The organism is Kitasatospora sp. NPDC085895 (assembly GCF_040702125.1).
Lineage (GTDB): Bacteria > Actinomycetota > Actinomycetes > Streptomycetales > Streptomycetaceae > Kitasatospora > Kitasatospora arboriphila.
Window position 1 is genome coordinate 34882 of the sequence record NZ_JBFBJY010000021.1, and the last position, 26338, is coordinate 61219.

General features: G+C 74.1%; 24 protein-coding genes. 9 read left to right on the forward strand and 15 right to left on the reverse strand.

What is annotated here, in order from left to right:
- Window positions 1-133: 133 nt before the first annotated feature.
- Entirely contained in the window at window positions 134-1675 is a 1542-nt protein-coding gene (locus tag AB0442_RS16015) for a carbohydrate binding domain-containing protein (RefSeq protein WP_366163307.1), read from the reverse strand.
- 286 nt (window positions 1676-1961) lie between these two features.
- On the opposite strand from AB0442_RS16015, the gene AB0442_RS16020 reads away from it, so the two are divergent.
- A complete protein-coding gene (locus AB0442_RS16020) occupies window positions 1962-2918 on the forward strand; it encodes an aldo/keto reductase (RefSeq protein WP_366163309.1) in 957 nt (318 codons plus the stop codon).
- Between the two features lie 64 nt (window positions 2919-2982).
- Here AB0442_RS16020 and AB0442_RS16025 read toward each other — a convergent pair whose 3' ends face one another.
- The 6 genes from AB0442_RS16025 to AB0442_RS16050 all read right to left on the reverse strand — a co-directional run bounded on the left by AB0442_RS16025 (window position 2983) and on the right by AB0442_RS16050 (window position 8886).
- Window positions 2983-3582, reverse strand: a complete 600-nt coding sequence (locus tag AB0442_RS16025) for a GNAT family N-acetyltransferase (protein WP_363540246.1) — start codon at window positions 3580-3582, stop codon at window positions 2983-2985.
- Window positions 3583-3681: 99 nt separating this feature from the next.
- A complete protein-coding gene (locus AB0442_RS16030) occupies window positions 3682-4359 on the reverse strand; it encodes a nitroreductase family protein (protein ID WP_366163311.1) in 678 nt (225 codons plus the stop codon).
- Between the two features lie 63 nt (window positions 4360-4422).
- On the reverse strand, window positions 4423-6060 hold the full coding sequence (locus tag AB0442_RS16035; RefSeq protein ID WP_366163313.1) for an ABC-F family ATP-binding cassette domain-containing protein: 1638 nt from the start codon (window positions 6058-6060) through the stop codon (window positions 4423-4425).
- A gap of 62 nt (window positions 6061-6122) precedes the next feature.
- Entirely contained in the window at window positions 6123-6620 is a 498-nt protein-coding gene (locus tag AB0442_RS16040; RefSeq protein WP_366163315.1) for a DUF4232 domain-containing protein, read from the reverse strand.
- 83 nt (window positions 6621-6703) lie between these two features.
- On the reverse strand, window positions 6704-7939 hold the full coding sequence (locus tag AB0442_RS16045) for an MFS transporter (protein WP_366163316.1): 1236 nt from the start codon (window positions 7937-7939) through the stop codon (window positions 6704-6706).
- The gene (locus AB0442_RS16050; protein ID WP_366163317.1) at window positions 7936-8886 is read right to left on the reverse strand and encodes a MerR family transcriptional regulator; all 951 of its coding nucleotides are present in this window, start codon (window positions 8884-8886) and stop codon (window positions 7936-7938) included. The genes AB0442_RS16045 and AB0442_RS16050 overlap by 4 nt, the downstream gene beginning before the upstream one ends.
- 352 nt (window positions 8887-9238) lie before the next feature.
- Here AB0442_RS16050 and AB0442_RS16055 point away from each other — a divergent pair, with 352 nt between their 5' ends.
- Window positions 9239-10861 carry an ABC-F family ATP-binding cassette domain-containing protein gene (locus AB0442_RS16055; RefSeq protein WP_366163319.1) on the forward strand — a complete coding sequence of 541 codons (1623 nt, stop codon included), beginning with the start codon at window positions 9239-9241 and terminating at the stop codon, window positions 10859-10861.
- 105 nt (window positions 10862-10966) lie between these two features.
- On the opposite strand, the gene AB0442_RS16060 is transcribed toward AB0442_RS16055, so the two are convergent.
- The 3 genes from AB0442_RS16060 to AB0442_RS16070 form a co-directional block, all read right to left on the reverse strand.
- The gene (locus AB0442_RS16060; RefSeq protein ID WP_366163320.1) at window positions 10967-11644 is read right to left on the reverse strand and encodes a Pr6Pr family membrane protein; all 678 of its coding nucleotides are present in this window, start codon (window positions 11642-11644) and stop codon (window positions 10967-10969) included.
- A gap of 200 nt (window positions 11645-11844) precedes the next feature.
- Entirely contained in the window at window positions 11845-13311 is a 1467-nt protein-coding gene (locus AB0442_RS16065; protein WP_366163322.1) for an endo-1,4-beta-xylanase, read from the reverse strand.
- Window positions 13312-13496: 185 nt separating this feature from the next.
- Window positions 13497-13760, reverse strand: a complete 264-nt coding sequence (locus tag AB0442_RS16070; RefSeq protein WP_363493760.1) for a DUF1876 domain-containing protein — start codon at window positions 13758-13760, stop codon at window positions 13497-13499.
- 185 nt (window positions 13761-13945) lie between these two features.
- Here AB0442_RS16070 and AB0442_RS16075 point away from each other — a divergent pair, with 185 nt between their 5' ends.
- From AB0442_RS16075 to AB0442_RS16100, 6 genes are all read left to right on the forward strand, one after another.
- Window positions 13946-15160, forward strand: a complete 1215-nt coding sequence (locus AB0442_RS16075; protein WP_366163324.1) for a CaiB/BaiF CoA-transferase family protein — start codon at window positions 13946-13948, stop codon at window positions 15158-15160.
- Window positions 15161-15170: 10 nt separating this feature from the next.
- Window positions 15171-16313 (forward strand): acyl-CoA dehydrogenase family protein, encoded by a 1143-nt coding sequence (locus AB0442_RS16080; protein WP_363540237.1) that lies wholly within the window; start codon window positions 15171-15173, stop codon window positions 16311-16313.
- A 34-nt stretch (window positions 16314-16347) separates the two neighbouring features.
- A complete protein-coding gene (locus tag AB0442_RS16085; RefSeq protein WP_366163327.1) occupies window positions 16348-17562 on the forward strand; it encodes an acetyl-CoA C-acetyltransferase in 1215 nt (404 codons plus the stop codon).
- 37 nt (window positions 17563-17599) lie between these two features.
- Window positions 17600-19765 carry a 3-hydroxyacyl-CoA dehydrogenase NAD-binding domain-containing protein gene (locus AB0442_RS16090; RefSeq protein ID WP_366163329.1) on the forward strand — a complete coding sequence of 722 codons (2166 nt, stop codon included), beginning with the start codon at window positions 17600-17602 and terminating at the stop codon, window positions 19763-19765.
- Window positions 19766-19902: 137 nt separating this feature from the next.
- Complete coding sequence (locus AB0442_RS16095; protein ID WP_366163391.1) at window positions 19903-20412, forward strand: GNAT family N-acetyltransferase; 510 nt, start codon at window positions 19903-19905, stop codon at window positions 20410-20412.
- Between the two features lie 39 nt (window positions 20413-20451).
- Window positions 20452-21594 (forward strand): ADP-ribosylglycohydrolase family protein, encoded by a 1143-nt coding sequence (locus tag AB0442_RS16100; RefSeq protein ID WP_366163330.1) that lies wholly within the window; start codon window positions 20452-20454, stop codon window positions 21592-21594.
- A 55-nt stretch (window positions 21595-21649) separates the two neighbouring features.
- Here AB0442_RS16100 and AB0442_RS16105 read toward each other — a convergent pair whose 3' ends face one another.
- Together AB0442_RS16105 and AB0442_RS16110 are read right to left on the reverse strand one after the other, a co-directional pair.
- On the reverse strand, window positions 21650-22198 hold the full coding sequence (locus tag AB0442_RS16105; protein ID WP_366163332.1) for a GNAT family N-acetyltransferase: 549 nt from the start codon (window positions 22196-22198) through the stop codon (window positions 21650-21652).
- Window positions 22199-22256: 58 nt separating this feature from the next.
- Window positions 22257-22973 (reverse strand): MerR family transcriptional regulator, encoded by a 717-nt coding sequence (locus tag AB0442_RS16110; RefSeq protein ID WP_366163333.1) that lies wholly within the window; start codon window positions 22971-22973, stop codon window positions 22257-22259.
- 181 nt (window positions 22974-23154) lie between these two features.
- Here AB0442_RS16110 and AB0442_RS16115 point away from each other — a divergent pair, with 181 nt between their 5' ends.
- Window positions 23155-23625, forward strand: a complete 471-nt coding sequence (locus AB0442_RS16115) for a PPOX class F420-dependent oxidoreductase (RefSeq protein WP_344626034.1) — start codon at window positions 23155-23157, stop codon at window positions 23623-23625.
- 107 nt (window positions 23626-23732) lie between these two features.
- Here the strand turns inward: AB0442_RS16115 and AB0442_RS16120 are convergent, their stop codons facing one another.
- The 3 genes from AB0442_RS16120 to AB0442_RS16130 form a co-directional block, all read right to left on the reverse strand.
- Window positions 23733-24710 (reverse strand): ALF repeat-containing protein, encoded by a 978-nt coding sequence (locus tag AB0442_RS16120; protein ID WP_366163335.1) that lies wholly within the window; start codon window positions 24708-24710, stop codon window positions 23733-23735.
- Between the two features lie 137 nt (window positions 24711-24847).
- Window positions 24848-25237 carry a GntR family transcriptional regulator gene (locus AB0442_RS16125; RefSeq protein ID WP_363540230.1) on the reverse strand — a complete coding sequence of 130 codons (390 nt, stop codon included), beginning with the start codon at window positions 25235-25237 and terminating at the stop codon, window positions 24848-24850.
- A complete protein-coding gene (locus AB0442_RS16130; RefSeq protein ID WP_366163338.1) occupies window positions 25222-26223 on the reverse strand; it encodes a hypothetical protein in 1002 nt (333 codons plus the stop codon). The genes AB0442_RS16125 and AB0442_RS16130 overlap by 16 nt, the downstream gene beginning before the upstream one ends.
- Between the last annotated feature and the right edge of the window lie 115 nt (window positions 26224-26338).

A 26338-nucleotide genomic window follows, 5' to 3' on the forward strand; every position in this document is an offset into this window, starting at 1 on the left:
CGCAGCCCATGATGCACCAGGGATGTGAGGTGGCGTCAGGTGTCGGACGGCCGTGAACGCCGGCGGCCCCGGCGGGCCGTGGAGGCTCCGCCGGGGCCGCCGGGCCCGGGAGGGGGAGTGGGGAGGGCCGGACTCAGCCCCGGTACTGCGCGAAGATCTTGGAGAACTCGTAGGGGCTCTGGCTGATGTTGGTGCACTTGTAGAGCGCGCCGGTGCACGCGTTGGCGTCGCGGCCCGTCTCCCAGAAGGACAGCATGCCGAGGTGGTGCTGCTGGGCGAAGGCCACCAACTGCCGCGCGTCGTCCTGGTTGTAGATGCCGTGGTCGTCGTTCTCGCCGAGCATCGGGGTGACGCCGGTCATCGCCCACAGCTGGGCGTCCGTCTTGGCCGGGTACAGGCCGGCGAGCTGGTCGCGGGTGGACTGGGCGGCCTGCACGGCGTCGGTGCCGTAGTCGGTGGCGGGCCGGTTGTAGTCCATCGCCATGACGTTCACCAGGTCGACGGCCACCCCGGCGTCGCGGGCCGCGCGGACCACGGAGACGCCCTCGGCGGTGAGGCCCTCGGGCAGCACCGGCAGGGTGAAGGAGATCTTCAGGCCCGGGTGCGCCTGCTGCAGCTTGGCGAGGGCGGCGCCGCGGCGGGCGTTGGCGGCGGTGTCGGGCACGGCCGCACCCTCGATGTCGAAGTCGACGTAGGTGAGGCCGTAGGCCTTGACCACGGCGTCGTACTCGGCGAAGAGCGAGTCCACCGTCGAGCATGCCTGGGCGAGTTCGGTGCCGGAGGCGCCGCCGAAGGAGACCTTGACGTCGCCGCCGGCCGCGCGGATCGCGTCGATCTGGTCCTTGCCCCAGCCGGTGCGCGGGTCGTAGGCGTTGAACCAGCTGGCCTTGCAGCCGACCGAGGTCACGAAGGCGAGGGTGAAGGACTTCAGGTTTCCGGCGCTCGCCATCGCGGTCAGCGACGGGGTCGGCCAGGCGCCCATGTCGACGTACGGGGCGACCGGGAGGGCCACCGCGGGGCCGGTCGGCGTCGAGGTCGGGGTGGACGTCGGGGTGGCCGTCGGCGTCGGGGTGGGCGTGGCCGTCGGGGTGGGCGTGGCGGTGGGCGTCGGCGTGGTGGTGCCGGTCGGCGTCGGGGACGGGGTGCCGCCGGGGCCGGAGAGGACGACGTCGTCGGCGAGGTAGGCGCCCTGGCCGTACCAGCCGTGCAGGTAGACCGTGACGCTGGTGGTGGCGGCGCCGGTGGTGAACGAGGTGCTCAGCTGCTGCCAGCTGCTGCCGCTGGGCGTCCAGGTGGCCGGGTCGGTGACGCCGTTGCCGGTGGCTCCGAGGTAGACGTACTGGCCCTGCACCCAGGCGGAGAGGCTGTAGGTGGTGTGGGGCTGCACGGAGACCGTCTGGGTGCACTGGGCGGTGTCGCCGTTGGAGGCCGCCCCGCGCAGCGCGTAGGTGCCGCTGTGCGCACCGGTGTTGACCACCGAGCCGGTACCGGCGGAGCAGGTCCAGGGGCTCGCCGAACCGCTCTCCAGGCCGGGGTTGGCGAGCAGGTTGGCGGCGGCAGCGTCGGCGCCGGAGGCGAGGACGGTCAGGCCGCCGGCGGCGAGGGCGGCCGCGCAGGCGGCGGCGGCGATGCGGCTCGTGCGGCGGGCGGCGTGGCGGTGGAGCGCGCGTGGCATGGGGGAGGGCCTTTCGGGACGTGGCCCGCCGCCCGCGCGGATCGTGGGGGAGCGCGGGGCGGGGGCCGGGGGTCGAGGGGCGGCGCCGCTCACAAAATGGACTAGACCATCTGGGTGCGTCAACCCTCCCGGCGGCACCCGGGCAAGGCTTACGGCACGCTTAAGGTCCGCCGGAGCCGTGGTGGCTGACGGGCCGTCGGGTGCCGGCTTGACCTCGAGTGCACTCCAACCGGCAGGCTTGCACCGCGACCGGATCACCACCGAACCACCACCGCAGGAGGAACAGATGCGTACCACCGTGCTCGGCACCGGCGGCCCCGAGGTCGGCGTGGTCGGCCTGGGCTGCATGGGCATGACCTGGGCCTACGACCCCAACGGCCGCGACGACGAGACCTCCGTCGAGGTCGTCCGCCGCGCGCTGGACCTCGGGGTCACCCTGATCGACACCGCCGACATCTACGGCCCGTACGACAACGAGGAACTGGTCGGCCGCGCACTCGCCGGCCCGTACCGGGAGCGCGCCGTGCTGGCCACCAAGGTCGGCCTGGTGCCCGGCACCGGCGGCGCGCGGGTCGGCAACGACGGACGCCCCGAGCACGTGCGGAAGGCGATCGACGACAGCCTCCGCCGGCTCGGCACCGACCACGTCGACCTCTACCAGCTGCACCGGGTCGACCCGCAGGTGCCGATCGAGGAGACCTGGGGCGCGCTCGCCGAGGCCGTCACGGCCGGCAAGGCGCGGCAGATCGGCCTGTCCGAGGTCACGGTCGAGCAGATCCGGCGGGCCCGGGCCGTCCACCCGGTGGCGTCCGTGCAGTCCGAGCTCTCGCTCTGGACGCGCGACGCCCTCGCCGAGGTGCTGCCCTACACCGAGGCCAACGGCATCGCCTTCCTGCCGTTCTCGCCGCTCGGCCGAGGCTTCCTCGCCGGCCGGTTCTCCTCCGCGGGCGACCTGCCGGCGGACGACTGGCGGGCCACCCTGCCGCGGTTCCAGGCCGAGGCGCTGGAGGCCAACCTGGCGCTGGTCGCGAAGGTCGAGGAGATCGCCGGGCGGACGGGTGCCACGACCGCCCAGGTGGCGCTCGCCTGGGTGCTCGCCCAGGGCCGGCTGGTCATCCCTATCCCCGGCACCAAGACGCCGAAGTACCTGGCGGACAACGCCGCTTCGGCCGAGGTCCGGCTCACCGCCGAGGACCTCGCCGAACTCGACGCCCTGCCCGCCCCGGTCGGCGACCGCTACTGAGAACCGGGTCCGAGGCACCTCAGGGGCGCCGGGGGCACCCCGCGCGCCCCTTGCGGTGTGCCCTTCAGGCGGTGTGCTCCATCACCCAGATCAGCTTGCGGCCGGTCTCGGAGGGGGCGGTGACCAGGGCCTCGTCCACGCGGTCGAGCCGGAAGCCGAGCTTGCGCGGGACGGCCGCGCTGGCGGTGTTCGCCTCGTCGCAGTGGATCTCCACCCGCTCGACGCCCGGCAGCGCCAGCGCGGCCTCGGCGAGCGCCCGCGCGCCCTCCGTGGCCAGGCCGCGGCCGGTGTGCCCGACGCCCACCCAGTAGCCGATCTCCAGGGCGCCCGGCCCGATCCGCCCGTGCAGGCCGAACGCACCGATCACCTCGCCCGGATCGGCGTCCGGCGCGAGCACGTACATGAAGTCGGTGCCCGCGTCCCAGACCTCCTCGCCGGCGCGGGACATCTCGATGCTGTGCTCCATGCTGGGCGCCGCCTTCGCCCACGGCATCCACGGGCGCAGGTGCTCCAGGTTGGTGCGGACGGCCTCGTTGAGCGCGGCCGCGTCCGCGACCCGGCGGCGGCGGAGTGACGCGCCGAGCGGCAGCGGCAGCAGCTCCGGCGGGCGGGCGGCGGACACCGGACGCGGGCCGGTGTCAGGAACGTCGGCAGTGTGGTTCATGACAAGGATTATCGGCGCAGGCCAGCGGCGCCTTCAACGGCTTTCCCGGCGCGGCGGAGCCGGCGGGCGCCGGTTTCCGGCCGACGCCCGCCACTGGCGTCACATCCGCACCAGGACCTCCTCCAGCCCCTTGCGTCGCAGGTCCGGGACCCGTGCGCCCTCCGCCGGGTAGCCGACCGGGATCACGTACGCCGCCCGCTCCTCGGCGGGCCGCTCGCACACCTCGTTCAGGAAGCGCATCGGGCTCGGCGTGTGCGTCAGCGTCGCCAGCCCGGCCTGGTGCAGTGCCGCGAGCAGCAGCCCGACCGCGATCCCCACCGACTCCTTGGTGTAGTACGGCCGCGGCGTGTCCGGGCCCTTGTGGACCTCGAAGACCACGATCACCGCCGGTGCGTCCTCCAGGAACGGCTTGCGCCAGTCGGTGCCCAGCGGGGCCAGCGCCGCCAGCCACTCCGGCGAGGCCCGGCGGGCGTAGAACTCGCGCTCCTCCGCCTCCGCGGCCTCCCGCAGCCGCCGCTTGCGCGCCGGATCCGTGACCACCACGAAGCGCCACGGCTGGACGTGCGCCCCGCTCGGCGCCGTCGACGCGGTGCGCACCGCCCACTCCACCACCCCGTCCGGCAGCGGACGGGCGGCGAAGTCCCGGACGGTGCGCCGCTGCGCCATCACGTCGTGGAACGACCTGCAGCGGTCCTCGGCCTCGTGGGCCGGCACCGCCATCGGGACCAGCGGCACGGTCGGGTGGACCGCGCCCGGTGCTGATGATTCGTCAACCATGCCCGCCAGCACAGCACACGGCCGCCCGGTGGTACAGACCTCCTACCGGCACGGCCCGGGCCGTCAGAGCTCGCGGACCCGGCCTCCCTCGACCACCAGCCGCCGGTTCACCGTGACCGCCTCCAGCATCCGGCGGTCGTGCGTCACCAGCAGCAGCGTCCCGGTGTACGAGGCCAGCGCCGACTCCAACTGCTCGATCGCCGGCAGGTCCAGGTGGTTGGTCGGCTCGTCCAGCACCAGCAGGTTCACCCCGCGGGCCTGCAGCAGCGCCAGCGCCGCCCTGGTCCGCTCGCCCGGCGACAGGGTGCCCGCCGGACGCAGCACGTGCACCGCCTTCAGCCCGAACTTGGCCAGCAGCGTGCGCACCTCCTCCTCGGTGAACTCCGGCACCGCCGCCGCGAACGCGTCCGACAGCGGCTCGTCCCCGAGGAACAGCCCGCGGGCCTGGTCGACCTCGCCGACCACCACGCCCGAACCCAGCGCGGCACTGCCGCCGTCCAGGTCGAGCCGGCCCAGCAGCGCGGCCAGCAGCGTGGACTTGCCCGCGCCGTTCGCCCCGGTGATCGCCACCCGGTCCGCCCAGTCGATCTGCAGGTCCACCGGCCCGAAGGAGAAGTCCCCGCGCCGTGCGGTCGCACCGCGCAGGGTGGCCACCACGGCGCCGGAGCGCGGCGCGGCGGCGATCTCCATCCGCAGCTCCCACTCCTTGCGCGGCTCCTCGACCACGTCCAGCCGCTCGATCATGCGCTGCGTCTGCCGGGCCTTCGAGGCCTGCTTCTCCGTCGACTCCGCGCGGGTCGCCCGCGCCTTCTTGTCGTTGTCGCCGCCCTTGCGGCGGGCGTTGCGGACGCCGTGCTCCATCCAGTTGCGCTGCATCTGCGCGCGGGTCTCCAGCGAGGCCCTGGTGTCCGCGTAGTCCTCGTACTGCTCGCGGGCGTGCCGGCGGGCCACCGCCCGCTCCTCCAGGTACGCCTCGTAGCCGCCGCCGTACAGGTTGACCTGCTGCTGGTGCAGGTCCAGCTCCAGCACCCGGGTCACCGTCCGGGCCAGGAACTCGCGGTCGTGGCTGATCAGCACCGTGCCCGCGCGCAGGCCCTTGACGAAGGACTCCAGCCGCTCCAGGCCGTCCAGGTCGAGGTCGTTGGTCGGCTCGTCCAGCAGGAAGACGTCGTAGCGCGACAGCAGCAGCGAGGCGAGGCCGGCCCGGGCCGCCTGGCCGCCGGAGAGCGCCGTCATCGGCAGGTCCAGCGAGACCTTCAGGCCGAGCTGGTCGGCGACCTCCTCGGCACGCTCCTCCAGGTCCGCGCCGCCGAGGTCCAGCCAGCGGTCCAGGGCCACCGCGTACTCGTCGTCCGCGCCGGGACGGCTCTCCACCAGGCCCTCGGTGGCCTCGTCCAGGGCGGCCTGCGCGGCCGCCACACCCGTCCGCCGGGCCAGGAAGTCCCGGACCGACTCGCCGGGGCGACGCTCCGGCTCCTGCGGCAGGTGCCCGACGTTCGCGGTCGGCGGGCTCAGCCGCAGCGCACCGCCCTCCGGGGTGTCCAGGCCGGCCAGCAGGCGCAGCAGCGTCGACTTGCCCGCCCCGTTCACCCCGACCAGGCCGATCACGTCGCCGGGCGCGACGACCAGGTCGAGCCCGGCGAAGAGGGTGCGCTCGCCGTGGCCGGCAGCGAGGTCCTTGACTACGAGAGTGGCGCTCATGATGCGCCGATTCTAGGCCGCCCGGGCCGCGGCCCCGGCCCGGGCGGCCGTGACCGCCGCGGTCAGGAGCTCTGCACCGGGCTGATCTCGAAGAGCCCGCACACCCGCAGGTGGTACGGGACCAGCATCTGCTGGGTGCTGGCCGGCGGGTACACCCCGAGGTAGGTCGAGGTCGTCCGGCAGCTCGGGACGACACCCGGGTCGTTGGTGCGGATCGTCGCCGCCGCGGTGCGGGCCGGCGCGAGCACCACCGTGCTCGCCGGGACACCGTTGCGGGTGGCCGGCGCACCGATCATGGCGTGGCCGGTCGTGAGCACGCTGACACCGGGGTAACCGCGCAGCGCACAGGAGTGGGTGGAGGTGTTGGTGAACTCCACCGGGTAGAGGAAGGACCCCGCGGCGCCCTGCGGGCTGCCGACGGCCAGGTACAGGTCGCCGGCCTGACAGGTCGGGGTCGCGGGTGCGGCCTGGACGCTCTGCGCGGCGGCGACCGCCCCGCCTGCGGCGAGCAGGGCGGCGGCGGAACCGAGGGCCAGGGTGCGCTTGCCGAATCGAATCATGACGTCCCCCGTCCGGGACCGGGCAGGCACTACCTGCAGACCTGCCCACACCCCAGGAGACGCAGAACCGTACGGGGGCGGTTCTACCGACAGGGGTGTGCCTGGACCCGCCGGCCGGCCACCGCGGCCGTCGCGACCACCACGGGGACGAGCGCGAGTGCCGTCGGGCTTCCTTCCGCATCGGCGAGGTGCGCGAACACGGCTGCCCCCGCGGCACCGCCGGCCAGGTCGACGGTGCTGAGCCAGGACATGGTCCCGGTGACCTGCCCGGCCGGGGCCAGATCACCTCCTGTGGTGCGCAGAAGGGCGAAGAGCGACCCGATGACCAGGCCGGCGATCGGGCACACCAGGAGGACCGCCGTCGGGGAGAGCCTTGCGGCCGCGGCCAGAGCGGTGCATCCGAGGGCGACCACGCCGAGCAGGACGGGCAACGCGAGCCCGTGCGACAGCCGCTTCGTCGCCGTACCCGGAGCGGGGCTCCCCACGACGCTGCCGACCGCGAGGCCGCCCGGGTACAGGCCGGCCAGCCCGGCCGCGTCCTCCTGGCGGGCGTGGATCGGCAGCACCACGTCCAGGGCCGTCACCCCCATCACGAACAGGGCTTCGGCGGCCAGCAGACGGCGCAACGCCGGCGACGCCCAGGGCCCCCGCAGGTGCCCGGCCGCGGCCGGAGGCACGACCACGGCAGAGGAGTCGACCACCACCAGGACGACGCCGGTGACCGTCGATGTGGTGATGGCCGCGTACGGCAGGAGGGGCGACAGCGACAGGCCGAGCCAGCCGGCGAGCACCGGGCCGACGATCAGCGCGGCACCCGTCATGGAGGTGTCGAGCGCCATCGCCGTCCTCAGGGTCGTGCCGGTGGTGACGCCGCGCCGGACGGAACGCATCATGACCGCGACGGGTGGAGCACTCGCGCCGACGGCTGCGGCCAGTGAACAGACCGGCACGGTGCCGGCGCCGTTCCGCACCGCCACGATCACGGCGACGGTGGCGGCGAGATGGGCCGCAAGGCAGCCGAGGAGGACCGGGCGGATCGGAAGGCGGTCGACGAGGCGTCCACGCAACGGTGCGCTCAGCCCCTGGCCGAGGGTGGAGCAGCTCACCGCCAGTCCGGCGGTCCCGTACGAACGGGGGCCGCTGACCAGGGGCAGCAGGCTCAGACCCGTCATGCTCGCGGCGAGCTTCGACGTCGTACCGATGACGACCATGCGCCAGAAGCCGGGTACGTCGAGCAGACTCCGGTAGTCGGCAAGGAACCGGTACGGGGTCGGGTGCTCCGGTCGTGCGGTGTCGGGTGTGGCAGGTGATCGGCTCATCGCCGCGGTATCCGGGTGCGGAACGCCGCGGTGGACCAGGTGAGCACGGGCGCCAGGCTCCCGGGTGCCGGCCAGCCGTTGACGACGGCCAGCAACGACAGGTAGTGGTCCCGGCGCGGGTCGTTCATCTGCTCCAGCCGGGCGGCGAGACGCCGGTAGAGGGTGCGGGGATCGTGCGAGGCCGGGCAGCCGAGGATGCGCGCGTAGTGGGCCGCGAGTGCGGCCACGATCGGCTCCGCCGCAGGCGAGTCCGGCTCGACCCCGGCCTCGAGAGCCGGTGCCACCTGAACCCGGACGGCATCGGCGAGGATCCGGGGCAGTCCTCCGGCGTCGTCCGGGGCCCGGTCGGCCGCCAGGTCCTGGGCCGTACCGTGCAGCGTGGTGCGGAAATCGTGGTCCCGGAGCAGTTCGGCCAGCTCCACCCACGCCTCGATCTGCTCGGGCTCGGGGTCGCCGGGCAGTTCGGGTGTCAATGAGCGCACGACCGCCGCGAACGCGGGGTGATCACGCAGGCCGTCGAACACGGCACCGAGGAAGTCGTCGATCAGACAATGCCGTTCGGCTTCCGACAGGCGTGCCAGCTTGTGCATGAGGTCCGTCTCCTGGGGGGTCGAGCCGCGCCTGGCCACCGCGGTCAGCACGGCGCGGCGCTGCCGCAGGACGCGGATCTGCACGTCCAGTGCCTCGGCGTGCGTCGCCGCGACGTCCGTCAGCGAGACCTCCCGGTCCATGACCTTGCGAATGGTCGCCAGGTCGATTCCCAACTCGCGCAGAGTGCGTACGAGTTCGAGGCGTGCGACGGCATCGGTGCCGTACCGGCGGTACCCGGCCGGAGTGCGGTCGGTCGGTGGCACGATCCCGGTGTCCGCGTAGAACCGGATGGCCTTCACCGTCAGACCCGTCCTCCGGGCCAGATCACCGATCGAATAGAGCGTCTCGCCGTTCATGCCCCCACCTTCACGTCTCCCCCTACCGGAGACTCAAGCCCCGCCGTCACCGGGCCGACCGACCGCCGGTTAAATCCGTTGCTCCGCGGGGGGAGCGGTCCGTACGGTGGTGGGTGTTCGCACGACAGCCCCGCATGTCTGGAGAAGGCCCTTGCTCTTCTGAGGTCACGAGACACCGCTCGACAGCTCCCGCCCGACCGATCGTCGGCGGTGGAGCGCGTGAGCGTGCGACCTCGGACGAGAGCCGGCCCCTGCGTGGTGCCCGTGCCGCTCCCCTGTGCCGTCCTGCCGCTCCCGCGGTGTCTCCCGTGTTGCTCCCTCTCTCATCCGTAGCAACCGCAGGAGGCCATCCATGGCTCAACCCACCACGTCCGTCCTCTGCTCGGACCTGTCCTTCGAGTGGCCCGACGGTGCCCCCGTCCTGGAGGGCTTCCACCTCGCCGTCGGCCCGGGCCGCACCGGTCTGATCGGCCTCAACGGCGCCGGCAAGTCCACCCTTCTCCGGCTGATCGCCGGGGAGTTGACGCCGACCTCGGGCACCGTCCGGGTCGGCGGCGAGCTCGGCTACCTGCCGCAGGGGCTCACCCTGCGGCAGGACGAGCGGGTCGACGAGGCGCTCGGCATCCGGGCGGCCCGCGAGGCCCTGCACGCCATCGAGTCCGGCGACACCGACGAGCGGCACTTCACCGCGGTCGGCGACGACTGGGACGTCGAGGAGCGTGCCCGGGAGACCCTGGGCCGCCTCGGCCTCGGCCGCCTCGACCTGGACCGCACCACCGGTGAACTCTCCGGCGGCGAGGGCGTGCTGCTGCACCTCGCGGCGCTGCTGCTGCGTCGTCCGGACGTCCTGCTGCTGGACGAGCCCACCAACAACCTCGACCGGTCCGCCCGTGCGCGGCTGTACGAGGCGGTGGCCGCCTGGCGCGGGGTCATGGTGATCGTCAGCCACGACCGCGAACTGCTGCAGCACGTCGACCAGATCGCCGACCTCAGGGACGGCTCGGTGACCTGGTACGGCGGCAACTTCGCGGACTACGAGCGGACGCTGGCCGCCGAGCAGGAGACCGCGGAGCGGCTGGTGCGCAATGCCGCGGCCGACGTGCAGCGGCAGAAGCGCGACCTGATCGAGGCCCGCGCCCGGCTGGAGCGCAGCGCCGCGTACGGGAAGGCGAAGTCCGCCCAGCGCAACGACCCGAAGATCCTCGCCGGGGCGTTCAAGAACAAGGCCGAGGCGACCTCCGGGCGGGTGCGCGGCATGCACGCCGAGCGGCTGGCCGATGCGAAGGAGCGGCTGACCGCGGCGGAGGAGGCCGTCCGCGACGACGCGGAGATCCGGATCGACCTGCCGCACACGGCCGTCCCGGCAGGCCGGACGGTGCTCCTCCTCGACCGGGTGCGTCCGGCGCACGGGCCGGTCGGTGCCGCGCCGATCGACCTGGAGCTGCGCGGCCCGGAGCGGGTGGCCCTGGTCGGGCGGAACGGCTCGGGCAAGACCACCCTGCTGCGCACCGTGGCGGGCGAACTCGCCCCGGCGGCGGGCGAGGTGGGCACGCCGGTGCCGATGCGGTACCTCCCGCAGCGGCTCGACCTGCTGGACGACGGGCTGAGCGTGGTCGGCAACGTGCGGCAGTTCGCCCCTTCGGCGGGGAACAACGCGATCCGGGCGCGGCTGGCCCGGTTCCTGTTCCGCGGCGAGCGGGCCGACCGGCCGGCCGGCACGCTGTCCGGCGGGGAGCGGTTCCGGGCGACGCTGGCCGCGCTGCTGCTCTCCGAGCCGCCGCCGCAGCTGCTGCTGCTGGACGAGCCGACCAACAACCTGGACCTGGCGAGCGTCCGCCAGCTCACCCAGGCGCTGTCCGGCTACCGGGGTGCGCTGGTGGTGGTCAGCCACGACGTGCCGTTCCTGCGGTCGATCGGCATCACCCGCTGGCTGGAGCTGGACGGCGGCAGCCTGCGCACGGTCGACCCGCTGTAGGCCGTCCCGGGCCGGAAAGGCGCCGGGGAGGGCCGACCCCCTGCGGTCGTCCCTCCCCGGCGGGCTCTCGGTGGCCGGCGGCGCTGCCGGGCCGGCCCGCGGCGGTCAGCCCTCGGCGGGCGCCCCGGCCGCCTCGGCCGTCGGGGCGGGGGCGCGGCCGCCGACGAGCCTGGTGCCGAGCCGGTCGAGGCCGACCACGACGACCGCGAGGACGACGAACTCGACGGTCAGCTGGCCGATCTGGCCGGCGACCCAGCCGTAGCCGTCCGTGGTGGGGTCGAGGAAGAAGTAGGGGTACTTCAGCGGGAAGGACGGGAAGAGGATCGCCCGGGCCTCGGTGACCAGCGCGTAGCCGAGCGGGAAGGCCAGCCAGAGCGGGATGTCCTTCCAGCGGGAGGCGTTGCGGGGCTTCAGCAGCAGCCAGTCGGCGACGACCATCAGCGGCGTCGTGTAGTGCAGGAAGAAGCTGGACCAGTGCTGCAGCCGGTCGGGGCCGGAGACCAGGCCGGGCAGCGGGCTCTCGCCGTGCTGGAGCAGGATGTGCGAGACCAGGCCGGTGATCACGATGTACAGCGTGGCGGCGCCGCGCAGCCGGGGCGCGGGCGCGTCGACGGTGTTGCGCTTGACCATCCAGTACACGGCGGAGATGAAGTAGCCGAGCACGATGACGTTGCTCTCGAGGGTGAAGTACACCAGCGAGCTGTTGCTGAGGACCAGCCCCAGGCCGGCCGAGAGCACGATGGCCAGCCGCCACCAGAGGGCGGGCTTGGTCCGGACTGTCATGGGTTCACCAGTTCTCGTCGGAGTGCGGACGCGGCCCGACGCCGGACGGACGGGTCGGAGGGTGGGCCGGTCGCCGCACTCTACCCGCCGGTAGGGAAGCTGTGGAAGCTGCCTGTCGGCGTCCCGCACTGCGGCTGTCCTGCAAAGATGCGGAGCGGGCCGGCCCCCGAGGGGGAGCCGGCCCGCCGTTCGTGCGGGGATCAGGCGGTGGTGCAGACCGTCCCGTTCAGGGTGAACGAGGCGGGTACCGGGTTGCTCGTGCCCCAACTGCCGTTGAAGCCGAACCCGTAGGACGCGCCGGGGGCGAGGCCGGTCGCCCAGGGCGGGTTGGCCGCGGTCACGGCCGATCCGGACTGGGTGAACACCGCGCTCCAGCCCTGGGTGACCTGCTGGCCGGCACCGAACTGCCAGCCCACCTGCCACGGGCCGATCGCCGAGGTGCCCTTGTTGGTCACGGTGACGTCGGCGGTGAAGCCGCCCGTCCACCGGTTGGCGATCCGGTACGCGACGGTGCAGCCGCCCGGCAGCGGAGAGGAGCTGGGCGGGGCGGACGGCGAGGGCGAGGCCGACGAGGACGGGGAGCCGGAGCCGGAACCGGACGGCGACGGGCTGGCCGTGGAGCCGCCGAAGGCCGCGGCCACCGCCGCCCAGGCGGGCTTGGCCTGCAGGTTCTCGTCGTACAGGGTGGCCGCGCCGTAGCCGGAGAAGACGCCCGGCACCCAGGAGTCGGCGTCGTCCAGGCCCCAGACGGTCACGCCGACGCAGCGGGCGACGGCCCGGCAGGCGGTGATCACCTTGCGGTAGTCCTCGGCCTGCGAGGCGAGGGTGGTGGCGTTGGACGGCGTCTGCATCCGGACGTCCAGCTCGGTGATCGCGACGTCCACGCCCAGGTCGGCGAACCGCTGCAGGTTGGCCTTGAGGTCGGACGGCACCTGGCCGAGGACCAGGTGTGCCTGGAAGCCGACGCCGTCGATCGGAACGCCCTGCTGCTTCAGCGACTTGACGAGGTCGTAGAGCGCGGTGCTCTTCGTGTTGACGCCCTCGACGCCGTAGTCGTTGATGTACAGCCTGGCGGCCGGGTCGGCCTGGTGGGCCCAGGTCAGCGAGTCGGCGATCCAGCCATCGCCGAGGTTGTCCTGCCAGATGCTGCTGCGGCGGGTGCCGTTGTCGTTGAAGGCCTCGTTGACGACGTCCCAGGCGTAGACCTTCCCGGCGTAGCGGCCGGCCTCGGTGGCGATGTGCTGCTGCAGCAGGGTGCGCAACTGGGCGGCACTGAAGCCGCCGTTGGTGATCCAGCCGGGCACCTGGCTGTGCCAGGCGAGGGTGTGGCCGCGGACGACCTGGCCGTTGGCCCGGGCGAAGACGACCAGCCGGTCGGCGGCGGCCCAGTTGAGGTTGCCCTGGCTCGGTTCGACGGCGTCCCACTTCATCGCGTTCTCGGCCGTGACGGAGTTGAACTGCCCCGACACGAGCGAGCTGTAGGCGGTGGAGCCGGTGAGGCGGTTGTCCGAGACGGCGACGCCGATCCGGCGGCCGTCCGCCGATGCGAGGGTCCGCAACGGGGTGTCGGCGCCGTGGGCGCTGGGCGTGGACAACGGGAGGAGCACGGCGGCCAGCAGGGCGGCGAGGATCGCGACCAGGCTGCTGCGGCGCGGAGTGGAGGCCACGGGGGCGTCCCTTCTGCGTGAAGTGTGTACCCGGGGTACTGCGACACGCAGAGTCCCGGAGGGGTCGGTGGTGCCTCCGAGGGTTCGTGCCGACGCTACGGGTGGGGCGCGGGCACGTCAACGGGTCCGGCGCGGTTGCGCCGGACCCGTGGGAAGGCCGCCGGCCTCCGGGGCCGGCGAGCGGGTCAGAAGGTCAGCCGGGCGGTCTCGTGGGTGCGGGTCTCGATGCCGGCGGCGGCCTTGTCGATGAGCTGGTGCGCGAGGTTGGAGCAGGCGCGCGCCGCGGCGAGCTCCTCGCCGATCGTGGAGTCGGGGGAGTCGTCGGGGTTGCGGCGGGCGATGCCGACGCCGCGCACGCCGGGCGCGCTGAACCCGCTGAGCGAGGCGGTGCAGCTCGTCCGGCTCTCGTCCTCCTCGAAGTTCAGGTCGACGATCCAGTGGTTGTGCATGCGGATCACCTTCTCGGACGGCGGTCGTCAGCCCCAGAATCCGCCCGCCGGGCGAGCCGTGCAAGCGTGGCGCGGGCGCAGCGTGCCGGGTGCGGACCGGGTGCGGGCCGACCCTTGTTACCGGCGGGTCACATGTCTATCATCGCGACTGTGACAGCTGAACTGTCAAACAAGGGAGAACGGCCGTGACCGAACCCCTCGGCCCCGCCGCCCACGGCCCGCTGGCCGGCGTCCGCGTGGTCGAACTCGCCGGCCTCGGGCCCGGCCCGTTCGCCGCCATGCTGCTCGCCGACCTCGGCGCCGACGTGGTGCGCGTCGACCGCCCCGGCCCGCCGCCGCTCGGCCCCGCGCCCGCCCTCGACCTCACCAACCGCAACAAGCGCTCCGTCCTGGTCGACCTCAAGGCACCGGACGGCCCCGCCGCCGTGCTCGACCTCGTCGCCCGCGCCGACCTGCTGATCGAGGGCTACCGCCCCGGCGTCGCCGAACGCCTCGGCGTCGGCCCCGCCCACTGCCTCGCCCGCAACCCCGCCCTCGTCTACGGCCGGATGACCGGCTGGGGCCAGGACGGCCCGCTCGCCGACCGGGCCGGCCACGACATCGGCTACATCGCCACCGCCGGCGTGCTCAGCCTGGTCGCCGGCGAAAGGGGCGGCCCGCCCGGCGTCCCCGCCAACCTGCTCGGCGACTACGCCGGCGGCTCGCTCTACCTGGCCGTCGGCCTGCTCGCCGCCCTGCACCACGCCCGCGCCACCGGCACCGGCCAGGTCGTCGACGCCGCCGTCGTCGACGGCTCCGCCCACCTCACCAGCATGCTCTGGGGCCTCAAGGCGGCCGGCCACTGGCACGACACCCGCGGCGCCAACCTGCTCGACGGCGGCGCCCCCTACTACGCGCTCTACCGCACCGCCGACGGCGGGCACATGGCCGTCGGCGCGCTGGAGCCGCAGTTCTACGCCGAGTTCGCCCGGCTGCTCGGCCTCGGCGCGGACGCCCCCGGTCAGCACGACCTCGCCCGCTGGCCGGAGCTGCGCACCCTGATCGCCGACCGCTTCGCCACCCGCACCCGGGCCGACTGGACGGCCGTCTTCGAGGGCACCGACGCCTGCACCGCCCCCGTCCTCAGCCTCGACGAGGCCGCCGACCACCCCCAGCTCAAGGCCCGGGGCAGCTACACCGAGCAGGACGGCGTCGTCCAGCCGGCCCCGGCCCCCCGGTTCTCCGCCACCCCCGGCACGCTGCGCCGCCCGCCCGCCCTGCCGGGCGCGCACACCGCGGAGGTCGCCCGCGACTGGGACGTCCCCGCCCTCGCCGGCCGCCCGGACGGGCAGCCGCAGGAACGACCGCAGCAGCTGCCCCCGCAGTCGCCGCAGTCCCGCACCGACCGTCCACACCACTGAGGAGCAGCAGGTGCAGCGCGAGATCTACACCGAGGAGCACGAGGCCTTCCGGGAGACCGTCCGGGCGTTCCTCGCCAAGGAGGTGCTGCCGCACCAGGAGCGCTGGGAGCAGGCCGGCATCGTCGACCGGGAGGCCTGGCTCGCCGCCGGCCGCCACGGCCTGCTCGGCCTCGCCGTCCCCGAGGAGTACGGCGGCGGCGGCACCCCCGACTTCCGCTTCCCGGCCGTCCTCGCGGAGGAGTTCACCCGGGCCGGGGTGAGCGGGTTGGCGCTCGGCCTGCACAACGACATCATCGGCCCGTACCTGACCTCGCTGGCGACCGAGGAGCAGAAGGGTCGCTGGCTGCCCGGCTTCTGCAGCGGCGACATCGTCACCGCGATCGCGATGACCGAGCCCGGTGCCGGCTCCGACCTGCAGGGCATCCGCACCACCGCCGTCGACCGGGGCGACCACTACCTCCTCAACGGCAGCAAGACCTTCATCTCCAACGGGATCATCTCCGACCTGGTGATCGTGGTGGCCCGCACCACCCCCGAGGGCGGCGCGCACGGGCTGAGCCTGCTGGTCGTCGAGCGCGGCATGCCGGGCTTCCGGCGCGGCCGCAACCTCGACAAGATCGGCCAGAAGTCCCAGGACACCGCCGAGCTGTTCTTCGACGACGTCCGCGTCCCCAAGGAGAACCTGCTCGGCGAGCTCAACGGGGGCTTCGTCCACCTGATGCGGAACCTCGCACAGGAGCGCCTGACCATCGCGGTCTCCGCGATCGCCGGCGCCGAGCACCTGCTGGAGCTGACCACCCGCTACGTCCAGCAGCGGACCGCCTTCGGCAAGCCGCTCGCCAAGCTGCAGCACGTCCGCTTCGAGGTCGCCGAACTCGCCACCGAGTGCGCCGTCACCCGGACCTTCGTCGACCGCTGCATCACCGAGCACAACCGGTACGCGCTCACCCCGGTCGACGCCTCGATGGCGAAGTGGTGGGCCACCGAACTGCAGAAGCGCACCGCCGACCGCTGCCTGCAACTGCACGGCGGCTACGGCTACATGACGGAATACCCGGTGGCGAAGGCGTTCACCGACGGCCGCATCCAGACGATCTACGGCGGCACCACCGAGATCATGAAAGAGATCATCGGCCGCTCCCTCCTCGGCTGACCGCCCGGTCACCTACCCCCGAAAGGCACTCACCGTGACCACTGAAGCGTTCGTCTACGACGCGATCCGCACCCCGCGCGGGCGCGGCAAGGCCAACGGCTCCCTGCACGGCACCAAGCCGATCGACCTGGTGGTCGGCCTGATCCACGAGCTCCAGGCCCGCTTCCCGACCCTGGACCCGGCCGCGATCGACGACATCGTGCTCGGCGTGGTCAGCCCGATCGGCGACCAGGGCTCCGACATCGCCCGGATCGCCGCCATCGCGGCCGGCCTGCCCGACACCGTCGCCGGCGTCCAGGAGAACCGCTTCTGCGCCTCCGGCCTGGAGGCCGTCAACCTGGCCGCGGCGAAGGTCCGTTCGGGCTGGGAGGACCTCATCCTGGCCGGCGGCGTCGAGTCGATGTCCCGGGTCAAGATGGGCTCCGACGGCGGGGCCTGGGCGATGGACCCGATGACCGCGTACGAGACGGGCTTCGTCCCGCAGGGCATCGGCGCCGACCTGATCGCCACCGTCGAGGGCCTCAGCCGCACCGACGTGGACGCCTTCGCCGCCGAGTCCCAGGCCCGCGCCGCCAAGGCCCAGGCCGACGGCCACTTCGACCGCTCGGTGGTGCCGGTCCGCGACCGCAACGGCCTGATCGTGCTGGACCGCGACGAGTTCATCCGCCCCGGCACCACCGTCGAGACGCTGGCCGGCCTCAAGCCCTCCTTCGCCGGCATCGGCGAGGCCGGCGGCTTCGACGCCGTCGCCCTGCAGAAGTACCACTGGGTGGAGAGGATCGACCACGTCCACCACGCCGGCAACTCCTCCGGCATCGTCGACGGCGCCGCCCTGGTCGCGATCGGCTCCCGCGAGATCGGCGAGCGCTACGGACTCACCCCGCGCGCCCGGATCGTCTCCGCCGCCGTGTCCGGCTCCGAGCCCACCATCATGCTCACCGGCCCCGCCCCCGCCACCCGCAAGGCCCTCGCCAAGGCCGGACTCACCGCGGACGACATCGACCTGGTCGAGATCAACGAGGCCTTCGCCGCCGTCGCCCTGCGCTTCATGCGCGAACTCGGCTTCGGCCACGAGAAGGTCAACGTCAACGGCGGCGCCATCGCCCTCGGCCACCCGCTCGGAGCCACCGGCGCCATGCTCATCGGCACCCTCGTCGACGAACTGGAGCGCCGCGACCTCCGCTACGGCCTGGCCACCCTCTGCGTGGGCGGCGGCATGGGTGTCGCCACCGTGATCGAGCGCATCTGACCACCCCCTCCCCGCCACTCCCTGGAGAGACTTCCCCATGACTGCAGCATCCGCCATCCGCTGGGAGCAGGACCAGGACGGCGTGGTCACCCTCGTCCTCGACGACCCCGCCCAGTCCGTCAACACCATGAACGCCGCCTTCACCGAGGCGCTCGACGAGACCGTCGCCCGGCTGAAGGCCGCCGCCGACGTGCGCGGCGTCATCGTCACCTCCGCCAAGAAGACCTTCTTCGCCGGTGGCGACCTCCACCTGCTCTCCTCCGTCGGGCCCGACCAGGCCGCCGAGACCTTCGAGCACGGCATGCGGATCAAGCGCGCCCTGCGCGCCCTGGAGACCCTCGGCAAGCCGGTCGTCGCCGCGATCAACGGCGCCGCCCTCGGCGGCGGCCTGGAGATCGCCCTCGCCTGCCACCACCGCATCGCCCTGGACACCCCGGCGACCAAGATCGGCCTGCCCGAGGTCACCCTCGGCCTGCTGCCCGGCGGCGGCGGAGTCGTCCGCACCGTGCGGCTGCTCGGCATCACCGACGCCCTGCTCAAGGTCCTGCTGCAGGGGCAGCAGTACCGCCCGGCGCAGGCCCTGCAGCACGGCCTGGTCGACGAACTCGCCGCCACCCCCGAGGAGATGCTCGCCAAGGCCCGCGCCTTCGTCGACGCCCACCCGGAGTCCGTGCAGCGCTTCGACGTCAAGGGTTACCGGATCCCCGGCGGCACCCCGGCCAGCCCCGCGCTCGCCGCCAACCTGCCCGCCTTCCCGGCCAACCTGCGCAAGCAGCTCGCCGGCGCGCCCTACCCGGCGCCGCGCAACATCCTGGCCGCGGCCGTGGAGAGCGCCCAGGTCGACGTCGACACCGCGATGGCCGTCGAGGCCCGGTACTTCACCGAGCTGGTCTGCGGCCAGACCGCCAAGAACATGATCCAGGCCTTCTTCTTCGACATGCAGGCCGTCAACTCCGGTGCCGGCCGTCCCAAGGGCGTCCCCGCCCGGAAGGTCGAGAAGGTCGCCGTGCTCGGCGCCGGCATGATGGGCGCCGGCATCGCGTACTCCTGCGCCAAGGCCGGCATCGAGGTCCTCCTCAAGGACGTCACCGTCGAGGCCGCCGAACGCGGCAAGGCCTACTCCGCCGCGCTGCTCGACAAGGCGGTCGCCCGCGGCCGCAGCACCGAGGCCGAGCGCACCGAGTTCCTCGCCCGGATCACCCCGACCGCGGAGGCCGCCGACCTGGCCGGCTGCGACGCCGTCATCGAGGCCGTCTTCGAGAACCCCGAGCTCAAGCACAAGGTCTTCCAGGAGGTCCAGGACGTCGTCGCCCCCGACGCCCTGCTCTGCTCCAACACCTCCACCCTGCCGATCGGGCTGCTCGCCGAAGGCGTCGACCGCACCGCCGACTTCATCGGCCTGCACTTCTTCTCGCCGGTCGACAAGATGCCGCTGGTCGAGATCATCCGCGGCCCGCAGACCGGCGACGAGGCGCTCGCCCGCGCCTTCGACCTCGTCCGGCAGATCCGCAAGACGCCGATCGTGGTCAACGACTCCCGCGGCTTCTTCACCTCCCGCGTGATCGGACAGTTCATCAACGAGGGCGTGGCGATGGTCGGCGAGGGCCTCGACCCGGTCTCCGTCGAGCAGGCCGCCGCCCAGGCCGGCTACCCGGCCAAGGTGCTCTCGCTGATGGACGAGCTCACCCTCACCCTGCCCCGCAAGATCCGGAACGAGTCCCGGCGGGCCGTCGAGGAGGCCGGCGGCAGCTGGCAGCCGCACCCCGCCGACACCGTCATCGACCGCATGGTCGACGAGTTCGGCCGCGAGGGCCGCAGCGGCGGCGCCGGCTTCTACGAGTACGAGAACGGGCAGCGCACCCGGCTCTGGCCCGGCCTGCGCGAGCACTTCACGCAGCCGGGCAAGGAGATCCCGTTCGAGGACATGAAGGAGCGGATGCTCTTCGCCGAGGCCCTGGACTCCGTCCGCTGCCTGGAGGAGTCCGTCCTCACCTCGGTCGCCGACGCCAACATCGGCTCCATCCTCGGCATCGGCTTCCCCGCCTGGACGGGCGGCGTCCTCCAGTACATCAACGGCTACCCCGGCGGCCTCGCCGGATTCGCCGCCCGCGCCCGCGAACTGGCCGCCGCCTACGGCGACCGCTTCACCCCGCCCGCCCTCCTGGACGAGATGGCCGCCGACGGCCGCACCTTCCGGGACTGACACCCGCGACACCCGCGCCGCCCCCGCCCACCCCGGGCGGGGGCGGCGCGGGTGCGTAGGCTTCCCCCGTGAACGACTTCGTACCCGGCCTGCGGATCAGACCCGGTGGTCCGGGTGACGCGGCAGCCGTCCTCGGGATGCTGGACGCGGCCGTGCGCTGGATGAACGAGCGCGGCAACACCGAGCAGTGGGGCACCGTCCCGTACTCGCAACGGCCCGGCGGACCGGACCGCGTCGAGCGGTACACCACCGAGAACGAGCCCCACATCGCCGAGTACGACGGCACACCGGTCGGCGCCCTGGTGCTCGACTCCGGGCCCAGCCCGCAGCTGCCGATCGCCCCGGCCGGCGAACCCGAGCGCTACGTCCGGCTGTTGGTCTCCGACCGCCGGCACGCCGGTCTCGGCATCGGCGCGGCGCTGCTCGCCCACGCCGCCGAGGAGACCCGGCGGGCCGGCGCCGCGCTGCTGCGGGTCGACTGCTGGGCGGGCGGCGGCGGTGCGCTGGTCGCCTTCTACGAGCGCAACGGCTTCACCCGCACCGACCGCTTCCTGGACGGCAGTCGGCCCGGGCAGGTGCTGGCCCGCCGGATCGGCCGAGCGCCCTCCGCGGTAGGCCCCGGGGCCGGGGTCGGGGGGTACCGGTAGCCTGGGGGCGGTGATGATCATCCGGCGGAGGGGGACGGGATGGGTCTGCGACTGACCTGGCAGGAACTGGCGGCGTACCGGGCGAGGGTGCGGGGCTGCCTGCTCGGCGGGGCGATCGGGGACGCCCTCGGCAACCCCATCGAGATGAAGTCCATGGTCACCGTCGAGGCCGAGCACGGGCCCACCGGCATCACCGGGCTCGTGCCGGACCGCGAGGGCGTGATCGGCCGGATCACCGACGACACCCAGATGACACTGTTCTCCGCCGAGGGCTGGATGCAGGGCTACCGCCGCATCCAGGCCAGGGGCATCAGCGGCGCCGAGACCGCCCTCGTCAAGGACGCCTACCTGCGCTGGCTGGAGACCCAGCGGCACCCCGGCCCGCTGCCCCACGAGGGCCTCCGGCACCGCTGGGGCGACCTGCGCGAGCAGCAGTGGCTGTACGCCCGCCGCGCCCCCGGCCGCGCCTGCGAGTTCGGCCTCCAGGAGGACCACACCCCCGACGCGCACGCCCCGGTCGACGGCAGCCCGGGCCCGGTGAACCCGGACTCCAAGGGCTGCGGCTCCGTCATGCGTTCCGCCCCCTTCGGCTTCACCGGCCGGGGCATCACCGGCGGGGGCGACCTGCACGCCTTCGAACTCGCCGCCCGCTGCTCCCGGATCACCCACGGCCACCCGACCGCCCAGCTCGCCTCCGGCGCCTTCGCGGCCATGATCAGCCGCCTGGTCGACGGCGAGTCGCTGCCGGACGCCGTCCGCAACGCCATGGACCTGCTCACCCGCTACCCCAACCACCAGGAGACCCACGCCGCGCTGGAGCGGGCGGTCGCCCTCGCCGCGGCCGGCCCGGCCACCCCGCGGACGGTGGAGAGCCTCGGCGGCGGCTGGACGGCCGAGGAGGCGCTCGCCATCGGCGTGTACGCCGCCCTCGCCCGCACCGAGTTCTGGGAACACCGCACCCCGGTCGAGTCGGCCCTGCTGCTGGCGGTCAACCACTCCGGCGACAGCGACTCCACCGGCTCGATCTGCGGCAACCTGCTCGGTGCCCACCACGGCGACGCCATGCTGCCGCCGGAGTGGCTCACCCGGATCGAGGGCCGTGCGGTGATCGCCACCGTCGCCGACGACTTCGCCGCGATCGTCCACCCGGGCGAGAAGCGCCCCTGGGTGTACTCGGCCTGACGGGCGTACGGATGCCTCCCCGGCGAGGTGCCCGTACGCCCTGTGGAGATCCGCGCTAGCGCTGACCCCCGGCGGGCCGGGAGAGGCGGTGGACGACGCTCGGGCGCAGTGGGCTGCCCTCGGGGGCGTACGGGTCGTCGAAGTCCTCGGCCGGGTCGCGGACCATGCCGAGGCGCTGCATCACCGCCTGCGAGCGGCGGTTGGCGGCGGTGGTGACGGCGAGGACCTCGGGCAGGCCGAGGGTGTCGAAGGCGAAGTCGAGGCAGGCCCGGCCGGCCTCGGTGGCGTAGCCGTGGCCCCAGGCGTCGCGGGCGAGCCGCCAGCCGACCTCGACCCCGGTGAAGGGCATGTCCTCGTCGACGTCGTCCAGCCCGGCGAAGCCGACGAACTCCCCGGTGGCAGCGGCCTCGACCGCCCACCAGCCGTAGCCGCGCCGCGCCAGGTCGGCGCGGAAGGCGGCCACCCCGGCGTCGCACTGCTCGCGGGTGAGCAGGTCCCCGAGGTGCTCGCGCACCGCGGGGTCGGCGTTCATCGCCGCCCAGGGGGCGAGGTCGGACTCCCGCCAGGGGCGCAGGGTGAGGCGTGCGGTGTGCAGTTCGGTCATGGCCCGAGCCAACCCCGGGCGGCCCGCCGTGTCGACCGGGTTTCCCGGGGCCGGTGGGCTAGTCGGTGCTGCCGGTCAGTTCCTCGGCGAGCGAGCGCTGGAAGGCGGTGACGATGGCCTGCACCACCAGGGGCTGGATGCGGTCGGTGAGGCTCTTCATCCGGTCCAGGTCGGCCGGGGCGGGGGCGCTCTCCCGGTAGGGCTTCCACACGGTGTCGCGGAAGAGCCGGTGCAGGTCGTGCGCGGTGGCCTGGCTGTGCAGCCGGACGACGGCGCGGGCCGCCAGCAGGGTCTCCAGCGGGATCGGCACGTCCAGGATCCGCACGCCGAGCGGCAGCAGCCCGGGGTCGGTCTTGAAGACGTCGGGGTCCTCGGTGCGGTGCAGGGCACCCATGGCGGCGAGCCGGTCCAGGTCGGCGTCGGAGGGGTCGCGGCCGATCCGCCGGGCGAGCTGCTCGCGGTCGGTCTCCTCGGCGGCCTCCGGCGTCCAGGAGGCGACCAGGGCGCGGTGGATGGCGAGGTCCAGCGAGCCGATGTCCTCGGGGAGTTGGGCGAGGTAGCGTTCGATCGCCGCCAGTGTGAGGCCCTGCCGCTGGAGTTCCTCGATGAGTTCCAGCCGGCCGAGGTGCTCCGGCCCGTACAGGCCGACCCGGCGCGGGCCGAGCTCGGGTGGCGGGAGCAGGCCCTTGGCGGCGTAGAAGCGCAGCGTGCGGACGGTCACCCCGGCCCGGGCCGCCAGTTCGTCGACGGTGAGCTGCGGTGTGTCTGCTGTCATCCGGTGCAACCTCTTCCGCCCGTTCGCCCCGCCGGGTGCGGCAGTCCTGCTGTGACAGCACCAGTGTGACAGTGCCGCGACCTGCCGGTCCACCACGTCCGCCCGGCCGGGGGCCGTCCCGTTCCGCGCGCTTCGATGCGGCACCCGCACGCATCGGCCGGCACGGCCTAGGCTGGCGGTCATGAGCCCTTCGATCGCCACCAACACCCGGGTGGAGCTGGCCGAGTTGCTGGACTTCGTCCGTCCGCGCCACCGGGCGCTGCTGCTCACCCGCCGTGCCGACGGCACCCCGCAGGCCTCCCCGCTGACCTGCGGGGTGGACGACTCCGGCCGGATCGTGATCTCCACGTACCCCGAGCGGGCGAAGACCCGCAACGCCCGGCGGGACTCCGCGGTCAGCGTGGTGGTGCTCTCCGACGAGTGGGACGGCCCCTGGGTGCAGGTGGACGGCGAGGCCGAGGTGCTGGACGGTCCGGAGGCCGTGGAGCCGCTGGTGGAGTACTACCGGAACATCGCCGGCGAGCACCCGGACTGGGACGAGTACCGCGAGGCGATGCGCCGGCAGGGCAAGTCGCTGATCCGGATCACCCCGCGGCGCTGGGGCCCGGTCGCCACCGGCGGCTTCCCGGCCCGCCTGGTGCAGGACCGGTAGGAGGCCGTCCGGACTGCCTGACTGCCGGAGAGCCGGACTGCCCGAGGGGCCGGTGCCGGGACGTCCCTCGGCACCGGCCCCTCGGGCCGACGGGTGTACCCCTGCGGTCAGGCCCGCGAGCGGCGGCGGGCCGCGACCAGGGCGGCGGCACCGAGCGCGACGGCCGTGCCACCGGCCGCGGCGATGCCGGCGAGCGGCGCGTCGGTGCCGGTGGAGGCCAGCCGGTCGGCGCCGGTGGTCGCCCCGGTGCCGGTCGTCCAGGCGGTGGTCGTGCCGGTGGTGGCCGTGGTGGTCCCGGTGGTGGCGGAGGTCGGGGTGACGGTGCTGCCGCCCTTGCCCTGCGTGCCGGTGCCGCCCTGGCCCGTGGTGCCCTGACCGGTGGTGGTCCGGCCGGCCCGGAGCGCCTCGGGGGTGCCGGCGGCCAGCGCGGCGAGGGCGGCCTTCCGCACCTCGGGGCCGCCGGTCTCGGCGAGCTGGGAGACCCTGAGCCGGTCGTCGGCGGCCCGGATCGAGGGCAGGTCGGCGAGGAACTCAGCACGTCCGCGTCGGTGCCGTGCATCGCCTTCTCGGCCGCCTCGCGCAGGATCCGGCCGATGCCCTTCTCGCCGAGGATCCGGGCCAACCTTGATCCGGTTGTCGTCGGCGACGATCTTCTTCAGCTCGACGGTGAGGAAGCGCTCGATCTCGGCGTCGGTGCCGCTCATCGCCTTCCGGGCGGCCTCGCGCACGCCGCGTCCGGTGGCCGGGTCGGCGACCAGCTGCATCAGCCGGACCCGGTTGTCCTGCGCCCGCAGCTTCGGCAGCTCGACGGTGAGGAAGTGCCGGCGGTCCTGCGGGGTGCCGGCGAGCGCCTTGGTGGCGGCCTCGCGGACGCCGCGGCCGGTCCGCGGGTCGGCCAGGATCCGCTCGATCTCGGCGCGGTCGGCCGCGTCCTGCTCGGCCGCGTCGTCGGAGGCGGGGCCGCCGGCCGGCGCGGGAGCCTGGTCCGAGGCCGGCGGCGCGTCCGACCGGGACCGGCCGGCCGGCAGTTCCTCGGCCGACGCGGGTGCGGCGGCGAGGGCGACAGGTGCGGAAACCGCTGCCACGAGCGCGGCAGCGGCCAGCGAACGACGGATGTTCGCGAATCCCCCGGAATGATGATCAGACGTCACACCGTCTTCGCGGATCTTCACGCGCGACAGCGGATGTGATCGTACATCAATCATCTTGTATGTCAGCGAACTTACCCGTCCGGAGCCCCTCGGGCGGGCCGCGGAGGCGGACCGAGGGCGGCCCGCACGAGGTCCAGCACCTCCTGGTCGGTCAGACCCGAAGTCCGCGCCTCGGCGACCAGGGCGTCGGCGGCCGCGCCGAGACGGGCCCGGCCCGGTGACGCGGCGTCGGTGATCTGCGCCCCGCGGCCGCGGCGCAGGTCGATCAGCCCCTCCTCGCGGAGGATCTGGTAACCGCGCAGCACGGTGTGCATGTTGACGTCGAGCGAGCCGGCGAGGGTGCGGGCGGGCGGCAGCCGGTCGCCGGGCCCCGCGGAGCCCTCGGCGACGGCACGGCGGACGCAGGCGGCGATCTGCTCGGCCAGCGGCTGCGGGGAGGCGGGATTCACGCGGAAGAGCACGGGCGGTCCTCCCGGGAGCGCCGGACGAGGGCGTCGAGCAGCCCGACGGCCGTGCCGGCGTCGGGGGCGGAGACGGTGAACTCCCGTCCGTCGGTGAGCCGTACGGCGACGGCCTCGCCGGGCCGTAGCACCAGGCCGCTGCGCCCGGGCCCGGAGCGGTACCCCTCGTCGCCGAAGACCCCCGTCCACCGGACCTCACGGCGGTCGGCGGCGGCGATCCGCTCCAGCGGCAGCTGCACCCAGGGCCGGCGGACCAGCGGCAGCCGGACGGTCAGGCCGTTCCGGTCGACGGTGACCCGGACCCGGCCGGTGGCCGTGGTGAGCGCGCCGATCAGGGCGGCGGGCAGGGCCCCGGCGCCGGCCCCGGCGAGCAGCAGGACGGCGGCGAGCCCCAGCAGGGCGGGGCCGAGGGTACCCAGCAGCGGCGAGCCGACCGTACGGGACCAGGAGGCGGACTCCCCGGCGGCGAGCTCGATCGGGGCGGGCGCCGGGGGAGCGGCCGCGGCGGCCGGTGCCGGGCGGACGACCGCGCCGCTCAGCAGCAGGCCGACGGCCGCCGCGAGGACGGCGCCGCCGCCGCAGAGGGCCACGACGGTGCCCGGCAGGCGGGCGTCGGCGGCGCGGCCGGCGTGCGCGTTCGCGGCGGGCACCAGGCAGCACAGCGTGCCGAGCAGGGCGGCCGCCGCCCAGGTGCCCGCGGTCAGGGTGCGGCGGGCCCGGGCCGGCAGCGGGTCGGCGAGCGCCAGGCGGGCGAGGGCGCCGCCGATGAGCGCGATCAGCCCGAGCGAGGCGGCGAGGAAGCGCCACCCGGGCAGGGCGCCGTCGGCGCCGTCGCCGGAGAAGTGCACGGCGAGCGGATCGGGCAGCCGGGGCCGCAGCTTGGCGTACACCAGCAGGACGGCCGCGGCTGCGGCCGCGGTCGGCAGGACGGTGACGGCGACCGCGGCACGGGACGGCCGGGGCGAAAGGCGCGGCCGGGGCGGCAAGGACGGTCGGGTTAACGGCAGTGCGGGCACGGGGATCCCTCCGGGGACGCGGACGATCGCGGATTGTTCGTACCATGCTAGAACAATGTCGGCGCGGTGACGGAACGATCCGCGA